The following is a 17,931-nucleotide window of genomic DNA, read 5'->3' as shown; positions in this document are numbered from 1 at the left end:
GCCCAGCAATCGCTCGACGGCATCACCTCGGCACCCCGGCTGTCGGGCTGCCTACCCTGTGTAGATGGCCGACAGCGATCGATCGTCTCAGCAGGCCGCCGACTCATCCGGCGACGGGAACCCGGCGTCCGAGGTCGAGCGCATGAACGACCTCGAATACCTGATGTGGCTGCTCGAGTCCGACCCGCTGCTGACCGCCCAGTTCGCCAACCTGACCATGCTCGACTCGGTCCCCGACATCGATCGGCTTCGGGCCCGCCTCGACCGGGCCGCCCAGATCGTGCCCCGGTTGCATCAGCGGGTGGAGGAGGCCCCGGCGCGCCTGGCGGCGCCGTCCTGGCGACGCGACCCCGACTATCACATCGATCGTCATTTCCGGGTGACCGAGCTGCCCGAGCGGTACCGGCGCCCCGGCGGGCTGGAACAGTTCGCCTCGGACCTGGACGGCGAGCCGCTACCGCGCGACCGGCCGCTCTGGGAGTTCGTGCTGGTCACCGGGCTGGAGGACGGCCGAGCGGCGATGGTGCAGCGCATGGATCACACCGTGACCGACGGCGAGGGGGGCCTGCGCATGTCGATGGCCTTCATCGACCTGGAACGCGATGCCCCCAACCCGCCGCCGGTCGAGCTGTCCGAACTGGCCGAAGGAGGCCTGCCCCTCGGCGAACTGTTCGAAACGATGGGCCACGCCACGCGCAAGACACTCGACCGGACCAGGACCAGCATCGCCGAGGTGTTGGATCACGTCCGCCACCCCACCCGGCTGGCCGAGACCGGCGCCGACGTGATCGACATCGCCTCCTCGCTGGCCCGCCAGGCCAAAAGCGTCGAGCGGCGTCTGAGCCCGCTGTGGACCGACCGCTCGACCGGACGGGCGATGGCGACGACCGACTTCCCGCTCGACCGGGTGATCGAGGCGGCGCGCTCCGCCGGCGTGACGGTGAACGACCTGTTCTCCACCGCCGTCGTCGAGGCAGCGGTCCGCCTTCACGTCGACGCCGGTACCACGCCGAGCGAGTTTCGAGTGGCCGTGCCGATCAGCACGCGTGGGGGCACCTCGGGCGGCAACCTGTTTGCGCCGACCCTCACCATCCTCCCGGCCAGCCCCGACCTCACACCGACGCAACGTCTGCAGGCCATCTCTGAAGTGATGACCAAGGCCAAGGGTGAGCGCTCAGTGGCTGCGATGGGCTCGCTTGCCTCGGGCGCTCGGCTGGTGCCCACCCCCCTGCTGACCCACGTGGGCAAATGGGTGACGTCCAACATCGACCTGGTCCTTTCCAACCTGCGGGCCGCGCCCTTCGACACGTTCATGGGCGGCGCGCTGGTCGAGGCCAACTACCCGCTGGGTCCGCTGACCGGCGCGGCGGTGAACGTCACCACCATGAGCTATCGCGGCGTGATGAACGTTGGGATCCACGCCGATACCGCGGCGCTCAAGCGACCCGAGCAACTCGCCGAGGCGATCACCGACGCCTTCGAGGTTTTGACGGCCTAACGCGATCGGCGCGAATCACGCGGAGCGCTCCGAACTCCGGATTGCCGGAAGAAAGCGACGGCCCGCCCCGCCGCTTTTCACTCAGTTGACCAGGGCCTCGCTCTCGAGATCCTGCAACAGCATGCGAACGTCAAGCAGCAGGTCGGCGACCTCGCCGGCCGGCATCAGGCGCCGCTCGTTGATCCCGCCCAGCCCGCGATCGACGAGGGCCTTCAACTCGGACAGGGTGCTTTCGGTGGTGGAGTCAATGGTCGTCTCGGTCACGTTGGTCAGTCTACGCGGGAATTCCAGAGCGACAAGCAGCCCCTCCACGCGGCGCTTGGGTACCGTGCGGCGATGACCGCTCACACCGTCACCGAGCCGACCGCCGCACCCGATGCTCGGCGACGCCGGCCGCCGGGAATCACCTTCGCTTCGTTCCAGCCGCTGGGCATCGACGCCGGTCTCACGGCGGCGCGCTGGGCCGAAGAGCTGGGCTTCGCCAGCTTCTGGACCGCCGAGACCACGGGCCTGGAGGCCTTCTCCACCCTCTCCGCCGCCGGTTGCGCAGCCCCGACGCTGGCGCTGGGCACCGGTGTGCTGGCGCTGCAGCTGCGCACCCCGCTGCTGGCCGTCCAGGGTGCGGCCACGCTGCAGGCGCTGTCACCCGAGCGCGAGATCAACCTGGGGGTGGGCATCTCCTCCACGGCGGTCGTCGGCCGCTGGCACGGCGCCCGCTACGGCGACCGGCCGCTGGCCCAGACCAGGGAATGGCTCGAGCTCGCCCGGCCGCTGCTCGAAGGCGAGAAGGTGACCCACGACGGAGACCACTACGCGGTGGGCCCCACCCGGCTGGGCGTGCGCCTGGGCGAGCGGCGGCCCCGCCTGGTGCTGGCTGCACTGAACGAGAGGATGCTGCGCCTGGCCGGCGAACTCGGTGACGGGGTGCTGTTGAACTACCTGCCGGCCTCGGCGGTGCCCTGGTGCGTCGAGCAGGTGCGCCAGGGCGAGTTGGCCGCCGGGCGGCCGCCCGGTTCGGTGCGCGTGTCGGCCTACGTGCACGTCGGCGTGTGCGATCCGGGGGCCGCCCGAGCCAAGGCCCGTCGCGACCTGTTTGGCTACGCGGTCGTGCCCGCCTACGCCAAGGCGTTCGAGCGTGCCGGCTTCGCCGCCGAGGTCGCCGCGCTCGGCGCCGCGTTCGAGGCCGGCGATCGCAGCGCCGCCGAGGCGGCGATCAGCGACGACATGATCGACGCCATCAACATCTGCGGCGACGCCGACACGGTCGCGGCGGCTGTCGATGCCTACGAGCATGCCGGCGTGGACGAGGCGGTGATCATGCCGCTGCCCTGGGGCGAGGATCGCCTGGGAACGATCCGGCTGACGATGGAGGCGGTGGCGCGTCGCGACACGGGGCGGAGCGGCGACGCCCGGCGGGAGCGCCTGGAGCTGGCCGAATCGGCGTTCCGCACCCACGGTCATCGACTGATCGATTGGGTGGCCGACTATTGGCGCCGCACCGACGACCTCCCGGTCGGCCCCTCGGTGGAGCCCGGGTGGGTGCGGAGCCAGCTCGACGCCCACCCGCCCGAGCACGGGGGCGACCTGGCCGGCGCCGTCGCCGACCTGGACCGGGTGATCGTTCCGGCGCTCACCCACTGGCAAGCGCCCGGCTTCTTCGGGTACTTCCCTGCCAACGCTTCGCCGCCGGCGGTGCTGGCCGAGCTGGTCTCGGCCGGGTTGGGCGTGCAGGGCATGTTGTGGGCCACTTCCCCAGCGGTCACCGAGCTGGAACAACACGTGTTGGACTGGCTGGTCGAAGCGTGCGGGCTGCCGGAGGACTTCCGGCACCGTCGCAGCGACGGCACCCCCGGGCCGGGTGGCGGGGTGATTCAGGATTCGGCCTCGTCGGGCACGCTGTGCGCGATCCTGGCCGCCCGCCACCGCTTGGACGCTGGCACGCAGCGCATCGACTCGCTTGTCGTCTACGGCACGTCCGAGACCCACTCCTCGCTGGAGAAGGACGCTCGCGTCGCCGGCATTCCCAAGGCGCGGGTGCGGGCGGTGCCCACCGACGGCGTGCTGGCGATGGACCCCGAGGCGCTGGCCACCCTGATCGAGGAGGACCGGCGCGCCGGCCTGGTGCCGCTGTTGGTGTGCGCCACCTCGGGCACCACCTCGACCGGGGCATTCGACCCGGTCGAAGCGATTGCCGACGTCACCGAACCGCTCGGCATCTGGTTGCACCTCGACGCCGCCTGGGCCGGATCGGCCGGGGTGGCACCCGAGCTTCGCTGGGTGAGCGACGGGGTGGAGCGCGTCGACAGCTACCTGTTCAACCCGCACAAGTGGCTGCTCACCAACTTCGACTGCTCCACCCTGTGGGTGCGCAACCGGGCGGCCCTGACCGAGGCGCTCAGCATCGTCCCCGAGTACCTGCGAACCGCCCAGTCCGAGGCGGGCGAGGTGGTCGACTTTCGAGATTGGCAGGTGCCGCTCGGCCGGCGCTTCCGGGCCCTCAAGCTGTTCTTCGTGATGCGCCACTACGGCCTGGAGGGGCTGCGAGACCACATCCGCACCGGCATCGCCGATGCCGCCTGGCTGGAGGAGGCCATCGTCGCCCACCCCACCCTGGAGCTGGTCGCACCGAGATCGCTGGCGCTGGTGTGTGTCGCCCATGTAGACGGTGACGAGGCCACCGGGCGGCTGCTCGAAGCGATCGCTGATGATCCCCGTTACCTGTGCACCCGCACCGTCGTCGCCGGCCGCGTGGCCGCGCGGGTGGCGGTGGGCAGCCCCCGCACCACCCGGAGGACGATCGAGGAGTTTTGGGCGTTTTTGGCGGCCGCAGCCGCGTAGGGTTCGGAGATGGAACTCGCCGAGCAAACGATCGTGATCACCGGCGGAGCGAGCGGCATCGGTGCCGCCCTGGCCCGCCGCTTCGCCGAGGAGGGCCCGGCCAACCTGGTGCTGGCCGACCGCAACCTCGACGGTGCGCGGGCCGTCGCCCAGGCGGTGGCCCCGGGGGTGTCGGGCCAGTGCGTGCCCCGGCAACTCGACGTCGGCCGGGACGGGGCCAACGAGGCGCTCGTCGCCGATGTCGAGAACAACGTCGGCCCGATCGATCTGTTCGTCGCCAACGCGGGCATCGCCACCGGCGCCTCCGAGCAGGCGGACGACGGCGTCTGGGGCTCGATCTGGGACATCAACACCATGGCCCACGTGCGGGCCGCCCGGGCCCTGGTGCCGCTCTGGCTGGAGCGGGGCGGCGGCTACCTGTTGACCACCGCCTCGGCCGCCGGCCTGCTGACCAACCTGGGCGACGCCCCCTACACGGTCACCAAGGCCGCTGCGGTGGCGTTTGCCGAGTGGATCTCGATCACCTACGGCGACCGGGGCATCAAGGTGTCGTGCCTGTGCCCCCAAGGGGTTCGCACACCGCTCCTGTTTCCCCCGGGGGAGGACGGCGAGGACACGCCGCTGGCCGCCGAGGTGGTGCGCTCGATGAACATCATCGAACCGGATGAGGTCGCCGAGGCGGTGATCGCCGGGCTGACCGACGAACGATTCCTGATCCTGCCCCACGAGGAGGTGGGCCGCTACGCCGCCCACAAGGGCACCGACCGGGAGCGGTGGATGGCCGGCATGCGCAAGCTTCAGGCCTCACTGGAAGGCTAGGGCCCGGGGGGTGCCTGGATCGTCGCCGGGTTGCCCAGCTGGGTCAGCTCGAGCACCCGGGTGACATCGCTGGGCGACACGATGCCCGCCAAAGTGTCACCGTCGTACACCAGCGCCCGCTGGTCGGCCGATCCACTCAGCCGGGTGATGACCGGCCACAGGGGCTCGTCGACCTGACAGGTCACGAGTTCCACCGGCGGCGCTGCGATCTCCATCGCCGGTGTCGTGGCCCGGCGATCCGCCGGAACCGACTTGACGCGGGCAATGGTGACGAGGCCGGTGACGGCGCCCTCCCGATCGACCAGCGGAAAGGTGGAGCATCGATGATCGAACATCCACCCGTCGATCAACTGGCCAACGGTGACGGTTGCGGGAACCACGACCGGGTTCGGTGTCATGGCGGACCGCACGGTCACTCCATGCAGTTGATCGTCAAGCATGGACTGCGAGGCCTCCGCCTGAGCGGCCGACAACAGGAACCACCCAAGGAACACAAACCAAAGCCCACCGACGAACCCGCCGATGAGGAACTGCAGGAGCCCCAGCCCGATCAGCACGTAGGCAAAGAGCCTCCCGGCGTTCGCGGCACTGGCCGTGGCACGGCGCTTGTCCCCATGGCGACCCCACAGCCACGCGCGCAGCACCCGCCCTCCATCCAACGGGAAGGCCGGCACCAGGTTGAACACCGCCAGGCTGCCGTTGAACCAACCCAACCAGCCGAGCGCTGCACCCGCCAAGGCCGAGCCGCCCACGCCGTCGACCAGGCGGGTCAGCGCGAAGAACCCGACGGCGATCCCCATGCTGGTCGCCGGACCCGCCGCCGCAATCTTCAGTTCGGCTTGGGCCGACGGCGGGTCTCCGGTGAACTTCGATACCCCACCGAAGAGCCACAAAACGATGCCCTCGAGGTGCACGTCGTATCGGCGGGCGACCACCGAGTGGGCCAGCTCGTGGGCGAGCAGGCACATGAAGAAGGTGACCGCCGCCAGCACGCCGGAGATCCAGTACGAGGTGGTGCTGTAGCCGGGTGCGACCACCGGGAAGCGCTCATCGGCGAGGCTCCACGCGATCAGCCAGAGGATCACGATGACACTCCAGTTCGCCCCCACCTTCACGCCGAGGATGCGACCGAACGAGAAGCTTTGATGCATACCTGGTCCTTTCAAGTTGAGCGTCGATCCCTTCGGCGACCCAGCCGTTCAGCAACGCCTCCAGGTGATCGGGGCCACCGTCGTTTCCGTCCCAGGACACCGCCTCCACCCGGTACCCGGCGGGGGTCCGCTGGCCCGTTCCCGAACTCACAGCCCCAACCGGACCATCCGCGAGCTCAGCCCCGCAAACCGACCGAGGTTCTCATCCGCCATGGGCGTCAACCTAGCGATGCCTCTGCGTCGGCGTGAGGCCAAGGGTCCCCAACCAGACGGAGGCTACGCTGATTCGGCGGACGGTGGAGGACCGCACGTGACCGGGCGACGCGAGCCAACCAGACGTGACGGCCTGACCGAGGCGGAGGTCGCCGCGCAGCGGGTTCGGGTCGGGCCCAACGAGATGCCTCCTCCCGAGCGGGTTCCGGCGTGGCGCAAGCTCGTTGCCCAGTTCGTTCACTTCTTCGCCCTCATGCTGTGGGCTGCGGGCGTGTTGGCGATCCTGGGCGGACTGCCGGAGTTGGGCGGGGCGATCTTCGTGGTCATCGTGATCAACGGCGTCTTCGCATTCGTCCAGGAGCATCGGGCCGATCGAGCCGCCGAGCGTCTCCGGGACCTGCTGCCTCAGAGCGTCACGGTGATCCGTAACGGCGTCCCTACTACGATCCTCGCCACCGAGGTGGTGCCGGACGACCTGGTGGTGCTCGCCGAGGGTAACCGGGTCAGTGCGGATCTTGAGTGTGTCGAGAGCCACGGGCTTTCGGTGGACGTGTCGACGCTGACGGGCGAGAGCGTTCCGGACTCGGTGGCTGTGGGCGACACGCTGTACGCCGGTTCGTTCCTGGTCGAGGGTCAAGGCCTCGCAGTGGTCAGCGCCACGGGTTCCCGCACCCGTTTGGCCCAGATCGCTGTACTGACCGAGAGCACCGATCGCCCTGATACGCCGCTCACGCGGGAACTGCACCGGCTCGTTCGAACCGTTGCTGCGATTGCCGTTGGCGTCGGGGCGACGTTTTTCGGGCTGACAGCGCTCCTGGATACCCCCGCCTCCGATGGGTTCATCTTTGCGATCGGGATCACCGTGGCGCTGGTGCCCGAAGGGCTGCTGCCGACCGTCACGCTGTCGCTGGCCATCGGCGCCCAGCAAATGGCCGATCAACATGCGCTGGTCCGACGGTTGGAGTCGGTCGAGACGCTGGGGTCGACCACCTTCATCTGCACCGACAAGACCGGCACGATCACCCAGAACCGGATGAGCGTTGCTCAGGTCTGGACCAGCGAAGGCCTCGTCCGCATCGACGGCAGCGGCTACGAACCCGCTGCCACGGTTGAGGCCGACGGTCCCGCCGCCCGCCGCGTGGCCGCCGACGCGGCGATCACAGCGCTCGCCTGTTCCACCGGTCGGGCAGTCGAGAACAGCGGGGTCTGGGTCGCTCACGGCGATCCGATGGAGGCCGCCATCGATGCGCTCACCCGCCGCCTTGGCCTCGATGCGGGCATGCCCGAGGCAGCGATCACGAACAAGTTTCCCTTCGATCCGCACCGTCGGCGGGCCTCGGTCGTCACGGACACCGAGGTCTTGGTCAAGGGGGCCCCCGACTCCGTCTTCGAACGCTGCGACGCCCTCGATCCATCGGCCCCGGCGGCCTTGGCGGCGATGGCCGAGCGTGGCCTGCGGGTGCTGACCGTCGCAGCAGCGGGTCCACGGCCGGAGCGGGTGCCGACCACTGCCGATGAAGCCGAGCACGGTCTCAAGTTGCTCGCGCTGCTGGGATTCCAGGACCCACCCCGCCCGGAGGCTCGCGGGGCCATCGATGCGCGCCGTGCGGCGGGAATCGGTGTTGCGATGATCACCGGTGACGACCCGCGTACCGCTCGGGCGATCGCTGAGCAGGTTGACCTGCGAACCAGCGACGCACCCGTGCTGTCGGGGACCGACCTTCCCGACGATGATCAGCTGCTCGGCGCACTCATCGATCGGGACGGCGTGGTCATCGCACGCGTCAGCCCTGAGCAGAAGCTGCGCATCGCCAAGGCACTTCGTGCCCGGGGGCACGTCGTGGCCATGACCGGCGACGGTGTCAACGACGGGCCCGCCCTGCGCGAGGCGGACATCGGCGTGGCCATGGGCCTCACCGGCAGCGACGTGGCGCGGGAGGCCGCCGATCTTGTGCTGCTCGACGACAACTTCGCCACCATCGTCGCCGCAGTCAGACAGGGCCGGGCGACCTTCGAGAACGCTCGTCGGTTTCTTACCTACCACCTCACCGACAACGTCGCCGAGCTGACGCCCTTCGCCATCTGGGCGCTCTCCGGCGGCCGGTTTCCGTTGGCGCTCGGGGTCCTGCAGGTGCTGGCACTCGACATTGGCACCGACACCCTGTCGGCCGCCGCCCTCGGCGCCGAGCCGGCGACCGAGGGCGTCATGGCCCAGCCACCAAGTTCGGGGCGATTACTCAACCGAACGACGGCAATCCGAGCCTTCACAGTGGCCGGGCCCACGGAGGCCGTCTTCGAGATGGGCGCATTCATCGTCGGGCTCATGGCCGCCGGCTGGCGCCCGGGCGACCCCTTCCCGACCGGGATTCAACTGGCAGCGGCATCCGGAGCGGCGTTTCTCACCGTCGTCGTCGCCCAGAGCGCCAATGCCTTTGCCTGTCGCAGCCTCACGCGCCCGGCATGGAGGCTCGGATGGTTCACCAATCGGTTCCTCCTCGCCGCCGTCGTCGTCGAGGTCTGCTTAGCGGGGCTGTTCATCGCTGTGCCCGCACTCGCCAACTTCGTTGGGCAACGCCTCCCACCCGCCGCCACCTGGCCCGTCATCCTGCTGTCCGCACCGGCGGTTCTCGTCGCCGACGCCATGTGGAAGCGTCGCGCCGTCCGTGGGCCAGTGCGAGAAGGAAGCGAGCTACCACCCGAGCACGAGAAGCAGAGCTGACGATCGGCGCTCGACCGACCGCACGTGGCGGTCGGTCCGCATCGCTGCGTTCAGCCGAGGTTGGCGCTCGCCCCCCAGACACAGCGGCCGTCGGGAAGAGCGATCTTGACGAACCCGTTGCTCGCCGAACCCTGGACCACCGACACCTGTCGGCCGTTGGCTCCCATCGCCACCACTGACGCACCGCTCGAGGGACCCGAGCGCAGCTTGTAGCTGTAGCCGGAGGGCGCCCCCGAGATCACCCGTGTCGAACGGGGCCCCGAGCAGTCGCCGTTGGCGCGCTCGTCGGTGCCCGTCGACTTCTTCTCGGTCGTGACAGGTCGCGTGGACGGCGGGGCAATCGGAATGGTGGTCGGCGCCGTCGGTGCCTCGGCGGGGAAGGTGTCCCTGGGGACCAGCATCACCTCGGCATCGGCGACGAGATCCAACTTGGAGAGGATCGCGCCGACCGGCTTGCGGGCGGCCTTGGCCTTCTTACGGCTGGCGAAGGGACCGAGCACCACCGCACCCGAAGCCCGGTCGGCGACGAAGGACGGATGGGACGGGTCGACGACGCCCACCCGCCCAAACTTGGTCAACCCCGCTCGACCCCCCAACTGGGTGGCGTCGGTGTCGCTGCCGTTGCGCTCGAGCAGCAACGCCCAAGCCAGCTTCATGCGGCTGCCGGCGTTGGCGTCGCAGGTCGTCGTGGGCCGCTCTGGCCGATCGATCATCTTTGCGGCGAGGTCGCGCACCAGCGCCGCCTCCTGGATGGCCATCGTGTCGCCCTGACCGTCGGTGAGGATCACCATGCCCGCCACCCGGCCCCGGCCGTCAACGAAGGGCGCACCCATGTGACCGGGTCCCGACCGGCCCGCCGCCGCCGCCTTCACCTTCGACATCGGCACCCAGCCTGCATCGACCGGCCCGATGACCTGCGCGGCCAACAGGTCGGATCCACCGTCGGAGGTAGCCGGAGAGCCGACGACGGCACCCCAGGCATCGGCGGTCGGGCGCGCCTCGTCCCAACTCAGCGACCGGTCGAGCGCTGCGTCGACCTCGATGACGGCCACGCCGGGCGACGTTGAGGTGCCGACCACCTTGCCCCGCACCCAATCGCCACTTCCCAGGTGCAGCCACGGCGCGGGGTCGACCCCGCTGGCCGGGTCACTACCGTCCTCGGCCACCGCAGAGGCCACGGTGACGAGATGATGCTCGTCGACGGCGAACGCTGTCGACGCTTCGATACCGCCGTCACAGCGGCGGGCGACGACGGTGGCCACGGCCGGTTCGGTGATCGAGACCATCCGATCGGTATCGAAGGGAACCGCCGAGTCGCCGCTCATCTGCGGCAAGGTGGCAGCGGGGGCCCTCAGGCCGTCGGTGGACACGCCGGTCACCGGCTGCGGGGCGGTCGTTGACGAGGATGACGAGGATGGCGAGCCCCTCGACGGCACCGTGGTGGTCGGCGACACCTCGCGCATGGACGGCTTGGGGCTCGCGGAGGATTCGGGAGCGCCGCTGCACCCGGCCAGCACGACGATCAGCCCGACGGCCGCGACCGTCGCCCGACGGCCGAACACTTCGATCCCGGCGGCGGGAGTTGGAGCGCGCATGCTGAGAAGACCTCCCGGTCAACCGCCCGCTGCCCTCCAGTGTGCCGCGCGCCGCGGTCAATCCGGTGGACGGTCGGGCGGCGGGCCCACGCAACCGGCGATCAGCCGCTGTTGGTACACGGCGCACCGCTCGGCGTGACTCCCGACGCGAGCGATCGAAGCTGCCATAGCGTGAGCGAACCAGGACGGAGACACTCGACATGACCCAGACGGCGCAACCCCAGACCACCGAGCCCGACCCACCCCACGGGGAGGCGGACCAGGGCAACGACGAGCTATCGATGAGCGATGGGGCGCTGGCGGACTGGAGCCGGTGCGAGGTGCCCCACCTGCTCGGCCAGTACCGACCGGTCCATGATGAGATCGACGCCGACCGCCTCGAGGTGATCGGCGAGTTGCCGCCCGCCCTGGTGGGCACCTACGTGCGCAACGGACCCAACCCCCTGCTCGCTCCCAGTGGTGCCTACCACCTCTTCGATGGCGACGCGATGCTGCACGGCGTTCGCCTCGACGGCTCCGGCGCCGCTTACCGCAACCGTTGGGTGCGCTCCAAGGGCATGCTCGCCGAAGCGGAGGCCGGCCGGCCGCTGTTCAGCGGGCTGGCGGGCTTCGAGCTGCCACCGGCCGACGTGGTCGCCAACGTGGGCATGATGAAGAACACCGCCAACACCCACGTGATCAGCCACGCCGGGCGGATGCTGGCCCTGATGGAGGCCTCGCCGCCCACCGAGATCGACCCCGACTCGTTCGCCACGCTCGGCGAGTTCAGCTTCGGCGGAGCGCTCAGCGGCCCGATGACCGCCCATCCCAAGGTGGACCCGGCGACCGGCAACCTCTGCTTCTTCGGCTACTCCCCCGTGCCGCCCTACCTGCGCTACCACGTCGCCTCACCCGACGGCACGCTGCTGAGCACCACCGAGATCGAGCTGCCCCGACCGGTGATGATGCACGACTTCGTCATCACCGAACGTCACGCCGTGTTCTTCGACCTTCCGGCGGTGTTCGACCTGACCGCCCTGATGGAGGGCCGACCCTTCACCCGCTGGGAACCGGAGCTCGGCGCCCGCGTCGGGGTGATGAACCTCGACGGCACCGGCGACGTCGCCTGGATGGAGATCGACCCCTGCTACGTCTTCCACTTCCTCAACGCCTCCGAGGGGGCCGACGGCGTGATCGACGTGGTCGGCTGTCGGTCCTCGGCGCTGCCGGTGAGCTTCGGAGATCAGGCCCCGGCCGACGTGTCCCCAACGCTGCATCGCTGGAGGATCGATCCGGCCGCCGGTCGGGTGAGCGACGAACAACTCGACGACCGCCCCGGCGACTTCCCCCGCATCAACGACGCGCTGACCGGGCGGGCCAACCGCTACGGCTACGTGGGCCTGGTGCGCGACGTGGTCGGGGGCGACGCCACGTTCGCCGGCGTCGCCGCCTGGGACCTCGAGCGCTCTGAGTCGACCGCCTGGTGGTGCGGCCCCTATGAGGCGTGCGGCGAGGCGGCGTTTGCCCCCGACCCCGCCGGGACGTCCGAGAACGACGGCTGGCTGACCACCTTCACCACCGACCTGGCCCGCGACCTCAGCTACCTGGACATCGTCGACGCACGCGACGTCGCCGCCGGACCGGTCGCCCGGGTGAAGCTGCCCCGCCGGGTGCCCTTCGGGTTCCACGGCAACTGGTTCGCCGAGGGCTGATCACGCTGGTTGCGGCGATCAGCCGGCGGCGGCCAACGCCCGGGCTGCAGCCCGCTCGTCATAGCCGAAGGGCAACAGCGCCACCACCGGAGTGGTCACGCCGGCATCGACGTAGGCGTCGAGATGCTCCCGGCACGTGCCCGCCGAGCCCCAGATGATCAGCTCGTCGACCACCGAATCGAGGATGGCCTCCAGGGCGGCCTTGCGATCGCCCTCGCCCCACAGCCGCCACATCTCACCGAGCTGCTCGCCACGACCCAGCCACTCGTGAAATGCCCGATACACCGGCACGTTGAGGTAGGCGGCGATCGCATGACGCCCGAGCGCCATCACCGTGTCCCGGTCCTCGGTGACCGCCACGAACAGGCGGGCGACCACCTCCACATTTTGGGGGTCCGGCCGCCCGGCACCCTCGGCGGCATCGTGGACGATCTTGGTCACCGTCGGCACATCGCTCGCGGCCAGCCAGTTGAGGATCACGCCGTCGGCCTCGCGCCCGGCCAAAGCCAACATGCCCTCCCGCAGCGCGGCGATGTGGATCGGCACCGGCTCGCTGGGCACCACGCCCAGGCGGAACCCCTTGATGCTGGTGCCGTTAACCTCGGCGCTCACCTTGTCGCCGGTCAGCGACGCCCGCAGGAAGCGCACCATGTCGCGCACCTGGTAGTACGGCCGATCGAAGTCGATGCCGTTCCAGCGCTCGACGATGACGTCCGACGACGTGCCCAGGCCGAGGGTGAAGCGGCCGGGTGCCGCCTGAGCGAGGGCGCCAACCGACTGGGCCAGCAGCGCCGGGCCCCGGGTGAAGGCGGGGACGATGGCGGTGCCGAGGCGCATCGACGGCGTCCACACCGAGGCGAGTGCCAGCGGCGTGAAGGCGTCTGCGCCCATCGCTTCGGCCGACCACAGGTCGGTGTATCCGGCATCCTCCAGCTCGACGAACCGGTCCCGCTGTTCCCCCAGCGGTACGTTGTCGAACGGAACGGTCATCCCCAGGCGAGTCATGTGCTCACCATAGGACCCGGGAACGGCCGTTTTCTCCGCTACGACCCTGGAACTGCCGGGCTACTCGGACGTCCCGGTCGGGGCACGATCCGACGCAGCCTCGATCTCACGCGTCATCCAGGGCGGCAGCCTGCCCGGGGTGGGCTCGGACACCTCCCGCACGATGGCTGACTGGCTGGCGATGCCCATCAGCGTGCCGTCGCTCGACCACTGGTAGACGTCGCCGTGACCGAAACCGTGATGCACGGCCTGGATGCGCACGTCCAACAACACCCAGTCGGTCGGGACCACCTGGATCACCCGCAGGGTGTTGTCGAGGCTGTTCGAGCGCGTCCACGACCCGAACGCCTGGCTGATCCCCCACGGCACGTAGTCGCCGAGCACCGCCAGGCTGGCCGCCGACGGATCGACGTCGCGCAGGCGCACCCACATGGCGGCCCGGCCGTCCTCGGCGGGCTCGCCGTTGAGCTGGTCCCACTGTTGGCCGACCGCCAGGCGGCTCTCGATGCGCGACATGATCGACGATCCACCGCCGCCGGTGGACTCCCGGATCTCACAGTCGTCGGGGGCGGGGACGTCGGGCATCTCGGTCCACTGGCCCGTCCGGTCGAGCTCCCGCTCACCCAAAGCGGCGTTGACGGTGAGGATCTCCCGATCACCTACCCGCCCGACAACGCGGGCCTGGGCGGTATTTCGACCGGCGGCGGGGATCGTGACGTCGAGGTCGACGATCTCGCCGATCATCGCGTAGCTGAGGTACTGGGCGGTCGCCCAGACCACCGGCCGCTCGGTCGTCCGTTCGAGCGCCAGAATCGATGCCCCCAGGCCGGCCCCACCAAAGAGAAACTTGCCCAGGGTGGCCAGGCCGGGCGCCACCGGCAGGTACCAGCGATGGGGGTTGTGCGTGGCCTCGAGGCCCAGAAACTCTCCGACGTCCACGGGACGGGATCGTACCGGGCCCGCCGGTGCGGTCGGGCGCAAACGGACCTCGCCGTCGGCCGAGGTGTTCTACGTTTGCGCCATGACCGACGCACCGTGGACCGGGGATGCCAGCTCGCTCGTCGAAGCCTTCCGATCGGGGGAGCGTTCCCCCGCCGAGGAGATGGAGGCGACGATCGAAGCGGCGGAGGGCACGGCACTCAACTGCTTCAGCCACCTCGACGCCGAACAGGCGCTCGCCAAGGCGTCGCTGGCCGATGTGTCCAAGCCTTTCGGTGGGGTGCCGCTGGGGGTCAAGGAGCTCGATCATTACGCCGGCTGGCCCGCTACCCAGGCCAGCCTGTTGTACGCCGACGAGATGGCCACCGACACGTCGATCAACGTGGCCCGCACCGAGGAGCGCGGCGGGGCGGTGCCCTTCGGGCTGACCACCGCCAGCGAGTTTGGCGGCCTCAACGTATCCAACACCCGGCTGAACGGCATCACCGGCAACGCTTGGAACGCCGACGCCACGCCAGGGGGCAGCTCTGGCGGATCGGCAACGGCTGTGGCGGCGGGCATCTGTGCGCTGGCGACCGGTGGCGACGGCGGCGGTTCGATCCGCATCCCCGCCGCCTTCTGCGGCCTGCCCGGCCTGAAGACGACCGCCGGTCGCATCCCGAGGGGACCCAACGCCTCGGTGCACCCGATGACCGTCGTCAACGGCGTGCTGGCCCGCTCGGTGCGCGATCTGGCCCGCCACCTGGACGTCGCCTCCGGCTACGACCCCGCCGACCCCTACTCGCTGCCCCGCCGCGATGGCTGGGAAGCCAACCTGGGCAGCTATGGAGAGGCGATGCGGGGCCGCAGGGCCGTGATCGCGCCCGACCTGGGCGTGGCGACGGTCAACCCCGAGGTGGCCCGCCGGGTGCGCGAGGCCGGCGAGGCGTTGGCCGCCGACGCCGGCCTGGAGCTCGTCGACGTTCCGGTGGAGCTGCCCGGCCTGGGCCTGGAATGGGCGATGGGCAACCTGTGCCACCTGCGCCACGAGCTGGGCGACGACTGGCGGGACAAGCTCGCTGAGCTGACCGCCGCCACCGCGTTTGGCCTGGAGATGGCCGACTCGGCGATGGACCTGGACACGATGGGTGCAGCCGAGGCAGCCCGCACCCGGGCCAACGCCACGCTGGCAGCACTCTTCGACCAGGTGGACTTCATCATCTCGGCCACCAACCCCGATACCGCCTTCCCTGCCCGCCTCGAGGTGAACACCCGGGTGGCGGGCGAGAAGGTCGACCTGGGCAACAACGGCGCCCTCACCATCCCGTACAACATCGTGGGCAACCCGGCGGTGACGATCCCGATCGAACAGCTCGACGGCCTGCCGGTCGGCATGCAGGTGGCCACCCGACACCACGCCGAGGAGCTGTTGTTGGACCTGGCCGCCACCGCCGAGTCCCAGTGCCCATGGCCGCTGGTGGCGCCCGGCGCCCCCGTATAGGGCCAACCGGGTGAACCAGCGGGGCGGGCAAACCTGGGCCCCGGGGAGCGGTCCCCATGCCTGGTTGTCACAGGCCGTCGTCAAGATGGCGACATGGGTACACAGCTTTCGCTCCTCGATCTGATCGCCGACGGCTCCGAGCTCGCGCCGCAGGTCGACGCGCCCCAGGCCGGCGCATCGCCGGTGACCGCATCGCCGGTGACCGCACCGCCGGCCACCGGCGGCGACCCACGGGTGGCCGCCGCTCGCGCCTCGTTGGGCCAAGCGGTTGAGCGCCGACGCAGGCCCGAGGCCGGCACCGCCTGGAGCGCCGTGCGCCTCGACGCCGACACCTGCGAGCTGGGCCGCCGTCGGGTGGCCCGGGCTCGCGAGGTCATCGCTGCGGCCCGCCAACGCGCCGAGGCCGAGGCGCAGGCCGAGGCCGCCGCTCGACAGCGGGCCGCACTGGCCGGGGCGATCAGCGCCGGGCGCCCCACCGGGCTCGACGAGGCGCTCTCGCTCCCGGCACGGCGCATCCGCCGGTCCCGCTCGGCCGCCTAGCAACGTCCGGCCCGACGGTGAAGCGGCTCGCCCTGGTCCTCGCTCTCGTTGCGACCATCACCACCGTTGCCACCGTCCGCGCCGGCGGGGGCTCCCAGCCCCGCTTCTCCGGCCCCGGCGTCGCCCAGGTGCGCACCGTGGCCGACGGCGACACGATCGACGTCAGCCTCAACGGACACACCGAACGGGTACGCCTGCTCGGCATCGACACCCCAGAGACGGTCGACCCGCGCCGCCCGGTCGGCTGTTTCGGCCCGGAGGCCAGCCACGAAACCAAGACGATGCTGCCGAGCGGCACCTGGGTTCGGCTGGAACGCGATGCTGAGCTGCGCGACCGCTATGGACGGCTCCTCGCGTACGTCACCCGGCTGCCCGACGAGGTGTCGGTCAACGAGCACCTGTTGGCCAACGGGTTTGCCGACACGTTACGGATCGGTCCCAACAAGGCCTACGTGGGCGACTACGCCGCCGCCCGCAACCGGGCGCGGGCCGAACGCATCGGTGCATGGGGTGCCTGTCCCCATCCATTTGCGTGACCGCGTGCCCGCAGCGGCCCCGAGGCGCCGGGTCAGCCCCGGTGGACGCCGTTGCGACGGCCCATCGCCCGGCGCAGGTCGGCCCAGCCGATCGGTTTGGCGCCGGCCCGCTGCATGAGCACCGAGATGTCGGCGTCCATCACCACGTCCAGGTCGCCCACCCGGTCGGCCCAGTCGTCGCCGAGGGCCCGCAGCTCGGGCGTGTCCAGCGCCGGTCGAAGCCGCAGCTCGGTCACCCCGGGTTCCAGGGCCGCCAGGGCTCCCTCGATCGTGCGCCGGGCCGACCCGCCGCGCACCGCCACCACGTGATCGGGGGTGAGCACACCCGCCTGGGCGGCCAGGCTACTGAGGGGCACCCCCAGGTTGCGCTGGTCCTTCGCCGACGGCAGGCGCACGGGCAGGCGGTACTCCTCGGCCAGTTCCAGGTACACGCCAAAGAACTCGCTGCGTCGCTCCATCGCCCCGAGGTGCGACGACAGATACGAGATGTCGAAGCCCCACAGGATGGCCCGTTCGATCTGGGCGTGGGCCTCCCGGTACACCTCGTCGAGGTCGGCGTGGTCCCACAGGTCCTCGAGGGTCCGGGGAAACCCGCCGTCGCCGTCGAGCAGCGACGGGGCGCTGGTCAACGGGCCCCAGCGGTACAGGTCGGACTCGGCGATCAACGTGAGCAGCAGGCCAACCTGCTCGCCCCGGTAGCGCGCCGCAGCGTGCCGGGCCCACGGGGCGGGCACCATCAGGCCCGCCGACGTCGCCAACCCTCGGCGCAGCGCCGAGTACACCCCGGCGTTGGCGGCATGGCTACGGCCCAGCCCATCGACGGTGAAGATCACCAACCGGTCGTCGGCCGACCGTCCCATCGCCTCACAGAGTTCGCTCACCACCCGGCAGCGTACCGGCCAGACCC

At 70.5% G+C, this 17,931-nt stretch carries 14 protein-coding genes; 8 read left to right on the top strand and 6 right to left on the bottom strand.

The genetic code is table 11. The features are described 5' to 3' along the window. Positions 1-64 precede the first annotated feature (64 nt). A complete protein-coding gene (locus tag PKD89_RS08975) occupies positions 65-1,498 on the top strand; it encodes a wax ester/triacylglycerol synthase domain-containing protein (protein WP_289010783.1) in 1,434 nt (477 codons plus the stop codon). A gap of 81 nt (positions 1,499-1,579) precedes the next feature. Here the strand turns inward: PKD89_RS08975 and PKD89_RS08970 are convergent, their stop codons facing one another. Next, positions 1,580-1,846: a hypothetical protein gene (locus PKD89_RS08970; protein WP_289010782.1), complete on the bottom strand. Its 267-nt coding sequence runs from the start codon at positions 1,844-1,846 to the stop codon at positions 1,580-1,582. Here PKD89_RS08970 and PKD89_RS08965 point away from each other — a divergent pair. Continuing rightward, positions 1,835-4,336, top strand: coding sequence for an LLM class flavin-dependent oxidoreductase (locus tag PKD89_RS08965; RefSeq protein WP_289010781.1), 2,502 nt, complete (start codon positions 1,835-1,837; stop codon positions 4,334-4,336). The two genes, PKD89_RS08970 and PKD89_RS08965, sit on opposite strands and share 12 nt — an antisense overlap. Positions 4,337-4,345: 9 nt before the next feature. Continuing rightward, positions 4,346-5,155, top strand: a complete 810-nt coding sequence (locus tag PKD89_RS08960; RefSeq protein ID WP_289010780.1) for an SDR family oxidoreductase — start codon at positions 4,346-4,348, stop codon at positions 5,153-5,155. On the opposite strand, the gene PKD89_RS08955 is transcribed toward PKD89_RS08960, so the two are convergent. Then, a complete protein-coding gene (locus tag PKD89_RS08955) occupies positions 5,152-6,306 on the bottom strand; it encodes a site-2 protease family protein (RefSeq protein WP_289010779.1) in 1,155 nt (384 codons plus the stop codon). The two genes, PKD89_RS08960 and PKD89_RS08955, sit on opposite strands and share 4 nt — an antisense overlap. A 310-nt stretch (positions 6,307-6,616) precedes the next feature. Between PKD89_RS08955 and PKD89_RS08950 the strand changes: the two genes are divergently transcribed. Continuing rightward, a complete protein-coding gene (locus PKD89_RS08950) occupies positions 6,617-9,238 on the top strand; it encodes a cation-translocating P-type ATPase (protein ID WP_289010778.1) in 2,622 nt (873 codons plus the stop codon). Between the two features lie 50 nt (positions 9,239-9,288). Here the strand turns inward: PKD89_RS08950 and PKD89_RS08945 are convergent, their stop codons facing one another. After that, the gene (locus tag PKD89_RS08945; protein WP_287392914.1) at positions 9,289-10,833 is read right to left on the bottom strand and encodes an SH3 domain-containing protein; all 1,545 of its coding nucleotides are present in this window, start codon (positions 10,831-10,833) and stop codon (positions 9,289-9,291) included. Between the two features lie 200 nt (positions 10,834-11,033). On the opposite strand from PKD89_RS08945, the gene PKD89_RS08940 reads away from it, so the two are divergent. Then, positions 11,034-12,524 (top strand): carotenoid oxygenase family protein, encoded by a 1,491-nt coding sequence (locus PKD89_RS08940; RefSeq protein ID WP_324332393.1) that lies wholly within the window; start codon positions 11,034-11,036, stop codon positions 12,522-12,524. Positions 12,525-12,542: 18 nt separating this feature from the next. Here the strand turns inward: PKD89_RS08940 and PKD89_RS08935 are convergent, their stop codons facing one another. Next, on the bottom strand, positions 12,543-13,529 hold the full coding sequence (locus PKD89_RS08935) for an LLM class F420-dependent oxidoreductase (RefSeq protein ID WP_289010776.1): 987 nt from the start codon (positions 13,527-13,529) through the stop codon (positions 12,543-12,545). 60 nt (positions 13,530-13,589) lie between these two features. Beyond that, positions 13,590-14,468 carry an acyl-CoA thioesterase gene (locus tag PKD89_RS08930; RefSeq protein WP_287392917.1) on the bottom strand — a complete coding sequence of 293 codons (879 nt, stop codon included), beginning with the start codon at positions 14,466-14,468 and terminating at the stop codon, positions 13,590-13,592. Between the two features lie 82 nt (positions 14,469-14,550). On the opposite strand from PKD89_RS08930, the gene PKD89_RS08925 reads away from it, so the two are divergent. The 3 genes from PKD89_RS08925 (at position 14,551) to PKD89_RS08915 (ending at position 17,024) form a co-directional block, all read left to right on the top strand. After that, on the top strand, positions 14,551-15,948 hold the full coding sequence (locus tag PKD89_RS08925; RefSeq protein WP_287392918.1) for an amidase: 1,398 nt from the start codon (positions 14,551-14,553) through the stop codon (positions 15,946-15,948). A 93-nt stretch (positions 15,949-16,041) separates the two neighbouring features. Next, positions 16,042-16,488: a hypothetical protein gene (locus PKD89_RS08920; RefSeq protein ID WP_287392919.1), complete on the top strand. Its 447-nt coding sequence runs from the start codon at positions 16,042-16,044 to the stop codon at positions 16,486-16,488. A 17-nt stretch (positions 16,489-16,505) separates the two neighbouring features. Continuing rightward, a complete protein-coding gene (locus PKD89_RS08915) occupies positions 16,506-17,024 on the top strand; it encodes a thermonuclease family protein (protein ID WP_289010775.1) in 519 nt (172 codons plus the stop codon). A gap of 32 nt (positions 17,025-17,056) precedes the next feature. Here the strand turns inward: PKD89_RS08915 and PKD89_RS08910 are convergent, their stop codons facing one another. Continuing rightward, entirely contained in the window at positions 17,057-17,905 is an 849-nt protein-coding gene (locus tag PKD89_RS08910; RefSeq protein ID WP_287377606.1) for a ChbG/HpnK family deacetylase, read from the bottom strand. Positions 17,906-17,931: the final 26 nt, after the last annotated feature.

It is taken from the genome of Candidatus Neomicrothrix sp. (assembly GCF_035329545.1).
GTDB classification, from domain to species: Bacteria; Actinomycetota; Acidimicrobiia; order Acidimicrobiales; family Microtrichaceae; genus Microthrix; species Microthrix subdominans.
Note: the sequence above shows the minus strand (reverse complement) of the source record. Positions and strands in the feature narration are given on the sequence as shown.

What these genes read in the sequence shown, in the direction of transcription:
- PKD89_RS08975 (WP_289010783.1), top strand. Translation starts at nt 65, where the DNA reads ATGGCCGACAGCGATCGATCGTCTCAGCAGGCCGCCGACTCATCCGGC.
- PKD89_RS08965 (WP_289010781.1), top strand. Translation starts at nt 1,835, where the DNA reads ATGACCGCTCACACCGTCACCGAGCCGACCGCCGCACCCGATGCTCGG.
- PKD89_RS08960 (WP_289010780.1), top strand. Translation starts at nt 4,346, where the DNA reads ATGGAACTCGCCGAGCAAACGATCGTGATCACCGGCGGAGCGAGCGGC.
- PKD89_RS08955 (WP_289010779.1), bottom strand. Translation starts at nt 6,306, where the DNA reads ATGCATCAAAGCTTCTCGTTCGGTCGCATCCTCGGCGTGAAGGTGGGG.
- PKD89_RS08945 (WP_287392914.1), bottom strand. Translation starts at nt 10,833, where the DNA reads ATGCGCGCTCCAACTCCCGCCGCCGGGATCGAAGTGTTCGGCCGTCGG.
- PKD89_RS08940 (WP_324332393.1), top strand. Translation starts at nt 11,034, where the DNA reads ATGACCCAGACGGCGCAACCCCAGACCACCGAGCCCGACCCACCCCAC.
- PKD89_RS08935 (WP_289010776.1), bottom strand. Translation starts at nt 13,529, where the DNA reads ATGACTCGCCTGGGGATGACCGTTCCGTTCGACAACGTACCGCTGGGG.
- PKD89_RS08925 (WP_287392918.1), top strand. Translation starts at nt 14,551, where the DNA reads ATGACCGACGCACCGTGGACCGGGGATGCCAGCTCGCTCGTCGAAGCC.
- PKD89_RS08920 (WP_287392919.1), top strand. Translation starts at nt 16,042, where the DNA reads ATGGGTACACAGCTTTCGCTCCTCGATCTGATCGCCGACGGCTCCGAG.